Source organism: Marinoscillum pacificum, assembly GCF_024714495.1.
GTDB classification, from domain to species: domain Bacteria; phylum Bacteroidota; class Bacteroidia; order Cytophagales; family Cyclobacteriaceae; genus Marinoscillum; species Marinoscillum pacificum.
Genome location: NZ_JAMZMJ010000020.1, coordinates 1 through 12123, shown reverse-complemented (window position 1 = coordinate 12123; position 12123 = coordinate 1). Strand labels below are relative to the sequence as shown.

General features: G+C 40.2%; 8 protein-coding genes. 5 read left to right on the top strand and 3 right to left on the bottom strand.

The window, feature by feature from the left end; all coding sequences use genetic code 11:
- Positions 1-41: 41 nt before the first annotated feature.
- The 5 genes from NXS00_RS25530 to NXS00_RS25510 all read left to right on the top strand — a co-directional run bounded on the left by NXS00_RS25530 (position 42) and on the right by NXS00_RS25510 (position 5760).
- Entirely contained in the window at positions 42-353 is a 312-nt protein-coding gene (locus NXS00_RS25530) for an MmcQ/YjbR family DNA-binding protein (RefSeq protein WP_258102133.1), read from the top strand.
- Positions 354-518: 165 nt separating this feature from the next.
- Complete coding sequence (locus NXS00_RS25525; protein ID WP_308709888.1) at positions 519-2861, top strand: TonB-dependent receptor; 2343 nt, start codon at positions 519-521, stop codon at positions 2859-2861.
- 3 nt (positions 2862-2864) lie between these two features.
- Positions 2865-3821: a DUF4249 domain-containing protein gene (locus tag NXS00_RS25520; protein ID WP_258102132.1), complete on the top strand. Its 957-nt coding sequence runs from the start codon at positions 2865-2867 to the stop codon at positions 3819-3821.
- A 5-nt stretch (positions 3822-3826) separates the two neighbouring features.
- Positions 3827-4729 (top strand): DUF4249 domain-containing protein, encoded by a 903-nt coding sequence (locus tag NXS00_RS25515; RefSeq protein ID WP_258102131.1) that lies wholly within the window; start codon positions 3827-3829, stop codon positions 4727-4729.
- Between the two features lie 248 nt (positions 4730-4977).
- The gene (locus NXS00_RS25510) at positions 4978-5760 is read left to right on the top strand and encodes an SDR family NAD(P)-dependent oxidoreductase (RefSeq protein ID WP_258102130.1); all 783 of its coding nucleotides are present in this window, start codon (positions 4978-4980) and stop codon (positions 5758-5760) included.
- A 295-nt stretch (positions 5761-6055) separates the two neighbouring features.
- Here NXS00_RS25510 and NXS00_RS25505 read toward each other — a convergent pair whose 3' ends face one another.
- The 3 genes from NXS00_RS25505 to NXS00_RS25495 form a co-directional block, all read right to left on the bottom strand.
- On the bottom strand, positions 6056-8077 hold the full coding sequence (locus NXS00_RS25505) for an OmpA family protein (RefSeq protein WP_258102129.1): 2022 nt from the start codon (positions 8075-8077) through the stop codon (positions 6056-6058).
- A gap of 1 nt (position 8078) precedes the next feature.
- Entirely contained in the window at positions 8079-8987 is a 909-nt protein-coding gene (locus NXS00_RS25500; protein ID WP_258102128.1) for a PorP/SprF family type IX secretion system membrane protein, read from the bottom strand.
- A 5-nt stretch (positions 8988-8992) separates the two neighbouring features.
- On the bottom strand, positions 8993-12123 hold a 3131-nt coding region (locus tag NXS00_RS25495), incomplete at its 5' end, for a cadherin-like domain-containing protein (RefSeq protein ID WP_258102127.1).

Sequence of the window (12123 nt, the reverse complement as noted above, 5' to 3'; positions counted from 1 at the left end):
TCAAAACACTGATTATTAGCAGATTAAGATATCTTTATTGGATGACAAATACTCAATTTGCCGAGTTGGCACTATCCTTTGAAGGTGTGATAGAACATGCTCACTTTGACAGAAGAGCGTTCAAGGTTGATAAAAAGAGGATCTTCACCACCTTACAAGAATCCTCTCAAACTGCAAACGTCAAATTGTCCATAGAAGAACAAAAAATATTTTGTGATTATGGTCCATCCATTTTCCCTATTCCTAATAAATGGGGAGACCAAGGCTGGACTACTTTGGATCTAGCGCATTTGGAAAAACACCTCGTCTTGGAAATATTAAACTCTGGCTATCAATTAGTTTTCCAAAAATAACGACTAAATCCTGAGATGATTTACGATCCATTTTAAGTTAGCATTTTATTAAAATCATCAATCAACTAGGTATTTGCAAAATAAAAATTCCATCCTTTGCGTTTATTCAGGGGTCTGTAAACCATAATGACCTAACTAGTTTTTATAGCCTAACTAAACTACGCCTTGAAAAAACTCACGCTACTCGGCGGCTTAATGGCCGTTTGTCTTATTACCTATGCTCAATCCTATACTATAAGTGGATATATCTCTGATGCTGATAATGGTGAAAGCCTGATAGGAGCTACAATCCTGGAAAAAGGAACGGCCAGAGGGACAATCACGAATACATTTGGATTCTACTCATTAACTCTACCTGCTGGAGAAGTCACCTTACAGGTTTCTTTTGTCGGTTACCAGATCCAAACAGAGACTATCCAACTCAACAAAGACATCAAACTGAACTTTGATCTGCCTTCTGGCGAAACACTAGAAGAAGTGGTGATCACAGCAGAAGAACAAATAGAGCAATCGCCTCAAATGAGCACAATTGATGTCCCCATTGAGCAAATCAAAGCGCTTCCGGTCCTCATGGGCGAATCGGACATTTTAAAAACCCTGCAGCTTCTTCCTGGGATTCAAAGCGGTTCTGAGGGCACCAGTGGAGTTTATGTTCGAGGTGGTGGCCCAGATCAAAACCTGATTTTGCTCGATGGAGTACCTGTTTATAATGTTTCACATTTATTTGGCTTCTTTTCAGTCTTCAATCCCGATGCAATCAATCGAGTAAATGTGGTGAAAGGTGGCTTTCCTGCACGATATGGCGGAAGACTTTCCTCAGTAATTGACATTTCCATGAAAGAAGGAAACAATCAAAAATTCTCTGGAGAAGGGTCTATAGGATTGATCTCGTCAAAACTCACACTAGAAGGTCCAATTGGTAAACAAAAGAAGACCTCCTTTATCGTATCTGGCAGAAGAACCTATATTGACTTACTCACTCGACCAATTATTAGAGCCAGTAGCGATGGTACAGACACTGGAGGGTATTATTTCTATGATCTTAATGGAAAAATCAATCATCGTTTTTCTGACAATGACAGACTTTACCTTAGTTTCTATAATGGGTATGACAAAGGGTTTGGGAAATCTAAATATGACTATGACAATGGGTCTCAGCAGGTTGTTTCAAAGGAAAGTTTCGGACTTGGATGGGGCAACACAATAGGAGCCATACGATGGAACCATGTGTACAACCCAAAATTATTTAGCAATTTGACGGGTACGTTTAGTCATTACAAATTCCGCATATTTAGTGAATACAAAGATGTAATTAGTTACCCTGACAACACCGAAGAAGTCTATGAAGAACTTATAGAATACTTTTCTGGAGTCAATGACTTTGCATTGAAACTAGACTTTGATTATTTGCCGGTTCCTGAACATAGCATCAAGTTTGGTATCTCCGGTACGCATCATCAGTTCAATCCGGGGATATTCGGATATGACACCAACACTGAAGGAGAGCAGGATACGGTAATTAACAGTACTCAAACTACCGCCGGAGAATTCTACGCCTACGCAGAGGATGACTATAGTATCAACTCAAAGTTTCGTGCAAATTTTGGAGCTCATTATTCTGGCTTTCTTGTCAATAGTAAATACTATCATTCGCTCCAGCCAAGGATTTCTTTACGCTACCTCATTTCAGATGACTTATCCATCAAGGCGTCTTATGCTACCATGGCCCAGTACATCCATTTGCTGACGAACAGCAGCATTGGGTTACCAACTGATCTTTGGGTCCCGGCTACCGATAGAGTAAGACCACAGACAAGCTGGCAAGCCGCTATAGGGGCTGCCAAAACCATTCAAGGATATGAATTTAGTATTGAGGGCTATTACAAAGAGATGAACAACCTGATCGAGTATCAGGAAGGGGCATCATTCTTTAATCTGGGCACCGACTGGCAGGACAAAGTCACCAGTGGTGAAGGCACAAGTTACGGAGCTGAGTTTTTAATCCAGAAAAAAACAGGTAAGCTATCAGGATGGATAGGCTACACCCTATCCTGGACCAACAGAACATTTGCTGAACTTAATTTTGGTAAAACATACCCATACAAGTATGACCGCCGGCATGATCTCAGTATTGTAGGGACATATCAATTCAGCAAAAAATTCTCGCTTTCGTCCACCTGGGTTTACGGTACTGGCAATGCCATGACCTTGCCAAAGTTCACTTATCCTGACGAAAGAACTAGTGGCTTTTACTATAGCGACATCACCTATTATGGTGAAAGAAATGACTTCCGAATGGCCGCATATCATCGACTGGATATTGGGCTAACCTGGACCAAACCAAAGAAAAATGGCACAAGGTCATGGTCTACGGGTGCTTACAACGTGTACAACAGAAAGAATCCTTTCTACATAGAAGATGGATATGACAATCAGGGCAACAAACACTTCTATCAATACAGCCTCTTCCCTATCATTCCTTATGTTAAATACAGTTTTAAATTCTAAGCCATGAAGATCAATAAACTATTAATAAACCTGTTTGGTGTGAGTCTGGCAGCATGGACTGTAGGATGTGAAACCATCATTGATGTAGACTTGCCAGAACACGAACCAGCATTGGTCATCAATTCAATTTTTGGCACAAACGACACCACATTTGTTATAGGCGTCTACGAAACTATAGGAATACTTGAGGACAATGATTTTGGTTATTATGAAGATGAGCAACGCATTGATGGTGCGATTGTGGAGCTCTTTGAAGATGGAAGCTCAATCGGCTTTGCTATTCAGGATGATACTAGAGATTACATATTGAAATATGAGCCCAAAACTGAAAAAACATATTCTATAAGTGTTTCCAAAGATGGATTTACTACAGCCACCTCACTTGACCTGACTCCTGAAGTCAATGAATCATTAACCATTGAGGAATTAAGCTTCAAAGAAATACGAGACTATTTATACAGAGTAGATTTGACATACAGCTTTGAAGACCCTATAGCTCAAAACTATTACCAGATCGAAGTTTATGAAGAGGAGCCTTACTATGAATACTTTTCTGATGAGGATACAAGCTATTATATCTATTTGGGTATGAGGAGAAACACTATCTATTACAATGAAGAAGGGGCTAATCTGGATGAGTTTTCTGATAATGAGCAATCACTAGTTATATCTGATGAGTTATTCAATGGAAAGAAATTGACCAAAAAAATCAACTTCCATTATAACAACTACAATTATTATGAAGACACCGTTTTTAATGAAGACCGGAAAATTTATTTAGAGTTAAGAACCGTTTCTGATCCCTACTACAACTATTCCGTATCAAGACAAAATCAAATCAATGCCAATCAAAATCCATTTGCTGAACCTGCTCCAGTATACAATAATATTGAAAATGGTTATGGTGTATTTGCTGGATACGGGAGCTACCTACTGGCTTTAGATGTCGAGACTGATTAACTAAAATGAGCTCTTTACGAAAAAGCTATTTTCTTATACTCATCCCTGCTCTTCTAAGTTGTCAAAAACTCATAGAATTGGAAGAGCAGGAGTTTACAGAGCAATTGGTGCTCTACTGCCTAATGTCGGTTGATGAAAAACCTGCCTGGGCTATCAGTCATACATCTATTGAGTTGACACACACTCTTGACATTCTTGATTCTTCCAGGACTTATAAAGGGGTCAACGGTGCTCAAATTGCTTTATATGAAAATGACTCTTTCATCGAATATGCCGAGGAATCAACAATACTTGGTAGTTATTCTTTTAGAAGTAATATAAAAGCCAATGCAACCTACAAAATCATGGTTAATGCCATTGGATATCCACCTGTAAGTACAGAGCATACCACCCCAAAAATCCTAAATAATGTCGAAATCAGAACGATTAGTCCGAAACCAGTAGGCAGTTTAACAGAACCATACCAGTATAGGCTCACCTACGAAATAGATGATCCACCTGGCGCCAATTATTATGTTGCAGATTTTAATATCGTGTATACCACAAAAAATGGGGAGACTCGCTTTCCTGTAAAATTTTGGGAAGTGAGTTCCAGCCTGGACCCATTGGAAGAAAAAGATACCACACGTGTATTTTCAGATGAAAATTTTGATGGTCTCCATCACGCAAGAACTATTGAATTTAACTACGCCAATGAAGATAATTTCAAGTCAGACCATATAGACTTTGTCTTAACGCTCATGCATGTATCTGAGTCGTACTACTTATACCATCGTACGCTTGAGCTACAAAGTAATTCTAATGAATATCGATTTACTGAACCTGTTCAGGTTTACTCCAATATCAATGGTGGCATAGGATTATTCGCCAGTTACTCAAAATCCTACGCTAAATGGAGAGTCAAATGACGCACACTTCGATATGAAGAAAAACTAATGACTTACTATCAATTGGTTGACATCTGTGAAGAACTGAGTCAGGGGGTATAGCCTTAACTCTCGTGCTCAAGTTATGATCGCTACCTCCGGCATTCCAGCCAATGTTTTATGAAACATCGATATAAACACTCATATATCCCCTTCTCTTCCCAACAAGATTAGTTTTAATTCTTGTTGGAATCAGCTACTTTGTAGGTACTAGAAAGGACAATACCAGAATGAAAAATGTAGCATTAATCACAGGCGCTTCAAGTGGAATAGGACTAGAACTTGCTAAAATTCACGGCTCCCAAAAAAATGATTTAGTACTGGTTGCTAGAAGCACGAATAAACTTCTAAAACTGAAAAATGAACTTGAATCCCAGTACGGCATTCAAGTGTTAAATATCCCGAAAGACTTGTCCATTCCAGAAGCTGCTCAGGAAGTTTATGAGGTTGTTATTGAAAAAGGAATTGAGGTTGAATACCTTATCAACAATGCAGGAATGGGTGATTTTGGTTTATATCATGAAACTAGCTGGGAAAAAGAAGAAATGATGATCAATCTCAACATCCTGGCATTGTCACAGTTCACCAAACTGTTTGGGTCTGATATGGTCAAAAGAGGGCATGGCAAAATTATGAATATTTCATCTACAGCTGCTTTTCAGCCGGGACCGCTCATGGCCGTTTATTATGCATCCAAACATTATGTTCAGGCTTATTCTGAAGCTTTATATGAAGAATGGAAAGAGTTTGGCGTTTCAGTAACCGCGCTATGTCCAGGAGCAACAGCTACAGGTTTTTCTGAAGTAGCCGATATGGAAGATTCTAAACTTTTCAAAGGGAAAAAATTGCCTTCGGCTTCTGAGGTGGCCGAATATGGGCACAAAGCCATGATGAAAGGAGAAATGGTGGCTATCCATGGCGCTATGAATTCTATCATGGCCAAGAGTGCCAAGTTTGCTCCAAAGAAAATGGTCTTGAAGATGGTTAGAAAAATTCAGGAGAAGGACAAATAAAAAAAGAGAATGCCAAATTCGCCGGAAAGGCATTCTCTTGCTAAAACATACTAAATCTATTGGAGACAGTTTGCGGTCTGCCTATGTTCCAATTTTCAACACATTCTAGTTGTACCTAAAAATGGGCTATATCTTTGAATTCGACCCAATTTCCTTGTTGAAACCAGGATATATCTCCTTGAATTCCAGTTATTTCTCGTCGAAACAAAATGGATTTTCTTATACCTAAGCAGGAATGGCTTTAAATAGAATAACGGGCAATCCCAAAATGAAACTGCCCGCATTCAAGTCACCATTAATCTGCTTTAACAGATACCTCTGTACGTCTGTTTAGTTGGTGAGCGTCCTCATCACAGGATGCCCCGTTTTGACAATCGTTTAACAATTGATTTTCACCAAACGAACGTATCTCAATTCTATCTTTATCAATTCCTTTTTCAATCAGGTAAGCCTGAGCCGACGTTGCTCTTCGTTGCGCCAATCGCTCATTGTAACCATTAGAACCACGACTATCTGTGTGTGATGACAGCTCCACTGTTAGATCAGGATATTTATTCATCACTTCTACAAGCTTATCCAGCTGCTCTGCAGCATCTAAGCGGATGTTACTCTTATCAAAATCATACAAAATGCTTCTCACTTCATAGACATCCTCAAGTGTTATCCTGTTCTCCTCATAGTAATGCTTCGCATCAGCAAGCGAACCATCATAAGAACCGACATCCTCCAGCAATGTGAATACACTTTCACTTCCAGGATTCTTAACTAACAGTAAACTTCCTGGAGTAAATGGTGCTGCTAATAATATATCCAAGGTATACTCCAATTGTCCTTTTGGAATAATCGACGAGTTAAACGTAACTTCTTTAGCATCATAACCTGGAGCGGTAGCGGCAATCTGTAATGATCGTCCCCTCAGAATTCCGGTAATTTTTGCTTCCGCCACATTATGATCATCCAACACCACACTATTGTCGAGTGTTTTTACTGCTTTAATGTCTCCAGCTACCAGCTCTTTAGTCTCTTCATCCACTAACCTTGTCTTAATAACCGGTCTCAAGATTTCCACTTCATAGATGTCATCACTTCCGAGGCCTCCAGCTCTATTGCTAGCTACATATCCCAAGTCTCCACTAACTATCAACCCAAAATCATCACTCGTGGTATTCACAGGATATCCCATGTTTACAACCTCAGGATTTTCGGCATTGAGATCCACTCTATACACGTCCAATCCACCTATTCCAGGATGCCCTTGAGAGGCGAAGTACAGAATATTGTCCTTGTCGATATACGGGAACAGCTCATCTTCTATGGTATTGATCACATCACCCATATTGACAGGTTCTGACCATTCTCCATCAACTAATGTTGATCTATAAATATCGGCTTTACCATGGGTGCCTGGTCTGTCAGAAGCAAAATAAAGAGTCTTACCATCTGCACTTAGAGTCGGGTGACCTGTACTGTAATTATCCCCGTTGAATTTCATCGGTAAAGCCTTACCCCATTTACCATTCTTCTTGCGCTTGGCCTCATAAAGGTTTAAAAGATTCACACCTTCATCACTGAACCCACGTTCACCAAGATTGAAATTATTTCGAGTGAAAAGCACCTGCTGATCATCATTGAAAAACACCGCAGGACCTTCATGAAACATGGTATTGATTTTACCTGTAATCGGTTCTGGAGCCTCATTGCTACCTAAGTCCACATAAAAAAGATCCAGGAAATAAGTATTGTCCCAGTAATACGTATTCTGGCCCAACTTCTTTGTTTTTCTATTCGAAGAGAAAACTAAGCCATCTTCGTAAAAAGCAGGACTGAAATCATTTTGATCGGAATTGATATCCATATGAGTCAATGAATATCCAGCAGAATCCAAGTAGAAATTCTGTATTTTCGAAATTTCCTTCAAGCGCTGTAGATTCAGTTTTGACTCTGCATTTAGTTCAGACACCACTTCTTCAGCCAAATCATCCTTGCCGTTTTGAAGAAGAATTCCAGAATAATTGATCAAATCCTGCTCTTCCAACAAATCACGTTCATCCAGTTTTGCATACCATTTTTCTGCACTTACTGGTTTATTCATTCTACGATAACTATCTGCAATCTGAAGCGCTGCATAAGGATCAAAATCATCCTTTTCTTCAAACGCTTTGGTATACAGATCTACTGCTCTTGGATAGACAAACCCATCAAAATATCGATCTGCTTTGGTGATCAGTTTCTTGTATTTTGAATCAGATGCGCCGGCGGTTGAAACAACCAAAACCAACGCAATCAAAAGTATGTTTCTTAAATAAGTCGTTTTCATATTAGAAGTATCTAGGCGTCTTAATTTTCGTTCTTGGAAGTTGAATCACGTAATTAAGCATGATCTCGTGTGATCCTGAATTCACCTGATTGAGGTCAGTTGTTGTTAAAAAATCAAAACCATAACCTACCTGCAACCTAGGTCCTACCTGAATCTGAAGGACTGCATCAAAACTATCTAGAGATCTGTAAGAAAGTCCTACCCAGATAATTTTTCTCAAGAGCATGTTGACGTTCAAGTCTACTTGCAAAGGCGCTCCATCTACAGCTTTCAACAAAAAGTTTGGCTTGATCAGGAACATTTCATTTACACCAAAGACGTAGCCTGCACTCAAGAAATAGTGTCTTATTAACTCCGAGTCAGAATTGGAATTATTTGGATCCATTGCCTGGTTCATGATATGTGGTACTCCAAGTCCCACATAAAAACGATCGGCATGCCACATGATTCCTGTTCCGAAGTTTGGTCTGAATACCGTCTGATTGATCCCAGCTAAAGTTGGATCCGCACCTGGGTCTGTGCTATACTCTTGACGATACTGAGTCATGTTTGCCTGAACACCTAAAGACAGTTTCGTCCCGTTTAACATTTTGATACGATAGGCATAGCTAAAGTAAGCACCATGCTGAGTAGTAGACCCAATCTGATCTCTGATAATCATTCCTCCCAATGATACTGGACTAAATCCAATTGGGCTATGAATGCTCAAAAGCTGGGTGTTAGGGGCTCCTTCGAACCCCACCCATTGTTCTCTCGCGATGGCGCTAATGCTGATGCCATCGTGAATCCCTGTATATGCTGGATTCAGAAAAGACTGATTAAACATATACTGTGTAAACATGATTTGCTGCTGGGCCCAAACCGAGCCGAAAACCATTAGAGCAGCACTTATTAATAAAATTCTTTTCACGATGCTTATCGTTTAATGGTTATATATCCTTTTTGAATTGCTCTTCTTTCATCTTTGAAATCGATGATAAAGAAGTATGTTCCGTCTGGTAATTGACTACCATTTCTCACAGCAACCCCTGAATTGGCTATTCCTGAGAATACGGTGCTTCTGTTATCATATCGCTCCGCTTCCCAAACCAGGTTACCCCATCTGTTGAAAATTTTCACAGAGTTATTCGGGAAGTTTTCAATACCTTCTATGATCATCTCATCATTGAATCCATCAAAGTTTGGAGTAAAGATGTCATTGGTTGGGAGCTGCTCACAGCTATACGGATCTAAGTGATTTGGAATACCGTCGCCATCACAATCTGTTTCTGAGCTTGAATCTTCCTCAGCATCTGGAATACCGTCTCCATCACTATCTAGATCCACATAATCAGAATCACCATCTCCGTCTGTATCGATATCACCTTCTTCTGAGTCAGGCAATCCATCGCCATCACTATCCTCATCCAGGTAGTTTGGATTTCCATCTCCATCAGGATCAGAATCTCCTTCTTCCGAATCAGGTATTCCGTCACCATCACTGTCATCATCCAGATAGTTTGGAACTCCGTCACCGTCAGGATCTTCATTTCCTTCATCAGCATCCGGAATACCGTCATTGTCACTATCAAGATCAACATAGTCTGAATCACCATCTCCATCCGAGTCCACATCGCCTTCTTCAGCATCAGGTATACCATCGCCATCGCTATCCTCGTCGAGGTAATTTGGAATGCCATCGCCATCAGGATCTTCATTTCCTTCTTCTGAGTCTGGAATACCATCACCGTCGCTATCGTCATCTAGATAATTAGGTACGCCATCTCCATCAGGATCTTCGTTTCCTTCCTCTGCATCTGAAATACCATCATCATCTGAATCTTCGTCTCTATAATCAGGAGTACCGTCTCTATCAGAATCTGTATCACCTTCTTCTTCATCGCTGATACCATCATTATCACTGTCATCATCCTGATAATCTGGAGTACCATCGCCATCCGTATCATCATTGTTAGGATCTCCATCGCCATCCACATCTTCGTCATCATCAGAGATGCCATCATCATCAGTATCTGTAGGTGTTACCACAATGGTAATGGTGGCCTGATCACATAACTCTGGTGTACCATTATCACAAACTGAGTAAGTGAAAGTAGTCTCTCCAAAGAACCCACTTGAAGGTAGATAACTGTAAGTACCATCAGGATTCAAAGTCAATGTTCCGCTTGAAACATCTGAGATCAAAGTGAATGTCAAATCATCGCCATCCACATCAGAAGCCAAATCTTCCAGGATTTCAGATAATGTATCTCCACTCTCTACAGTAACAGTTTCACCTGACGCAACTGGAGCATCATTGATTGGTGTTATGGAGATAACCAAATCACCTGTATCCGTAAGATCTCCATCACTCACCGTATAAGTTATTGCTGGAAGAGTCCCATTAAAGTCTGAAGCAGGCACGAAGGTGTAGCTTCCATCAGCATTGATTGTCAATGTTCCTTCCGATAACTCAACTGTTGTTCCAGCGGCATAAACTGTACCATCTATTTCAAATTGAGTTATTGTTAAATCATCGCCATCAAGGTCTGAATCATTGGACAATAAACCGTCCGTTTCAGATACTACCAATGTCTCATCTTCATTTATGCTGCCATTATCATCCGTTGCATCTGGTGCATCATTTACTGCGTCTACAGAGATTGTCAAACTTCCAGTATCTGTCAAACTTCCATCACTTACAGTATAAGTCACGGTTGGTAGGGCTCCGTTGAAGTCTTCAGATGGAACGAACGTGTAGCTGCCATCCGCATTAATTGTCAATGTGCCCTCCGTCAACTCAACTGCTGTTCCGGCAGTATAAACTGTTCCATCTATTTCAAACTGAGTAATCGATAAGTCGTCACCTTCAGTATCTGAATCATTGGACAATAAGCCTTCAACCACAGAAACTGTCAAAGTTTCATCCTCTTCTATTGAATTAGAATCATCTGTTGCAACTGGTGCGTCATTCACTGAAGCTACCGTAATAACCAAATCTCCAGTATCTGTAAGGCTTCCATCACTTACTGTGTAAGTAACTGTAGGAACTATACCATTATAGTCCGCAGATGGGATGAATTCATAACTTCCATCTGTATTGATAGTCAATGTTCCTTCGGTCAAATCCGCTGAAGTTCCAGCAGTGTAAACCGTTCCATTTACCTCAAACTGACTTACTGTTAATGCATCACCATCTAGGTCAGAATCATTATCTAACAATCCATCTGCAACACCAACAGTCAATGTTTCATCTTCATTTGTAGTATTGGAATCATCAACGGCTACCGGTGCATCATTTTGAGCATTCACAATCAAAGTCAGTCCTGCTGTATCTGTACCTCCATTGCCATCAGATATCGTATAGGTAATGGCCGGAATTGCTCCATTGAAATCTGTTGCTGGAATGAACTCATAACTACCGTCTGCATTGATAGTCAAATCACCTTCAGTTAATGAAGCTGTTTCACCAGCATTGTAAGTAGTCCCTCCGATTTCAAAAGTTGACACTACAAGAGCATCACCTTCTACATCGGTATCATTAGATAATAAACCACTAGCAGCATCTACAGTTAACGTCTCATCTTCATTCATTGAATTAGAATCATCAACCGCAACTGGGTTATCATTTACCCCATTTACAGTTATCGTTACTGTTTGTATGCCACTGTCATCGCCATCATCATCCGTTGCATAGTAGGTGAAAGTAACATTTTCAGACTCACCATTCTTCAGGCTTTCAAAATCACCATTCGGATCAAATGTATAAGTTCCATCAGGGTTGAAAGTCAATGTACCGTTTGTAACATCGGTTACCAAAGTGTATGAAGCAATAGTTCCATCTAGATCGGTAGCAGCAGGTACATTAGTACTCAAGGCATTATCCTCATCTGTGGTCTGCGTATCGTCTGTAGCGATAGGTGCATCATTTACTGGAATAACATTCACGGTCATCGTGTAAGTGCTCGCGCTGTAGTCTGTGCCGTCGGTTACTTCAAAACCGAATGTTGCATATGGACTGCCGTTCTCATTTGCATCTGGTACAAAGACCAACTTGCTGATGTCTG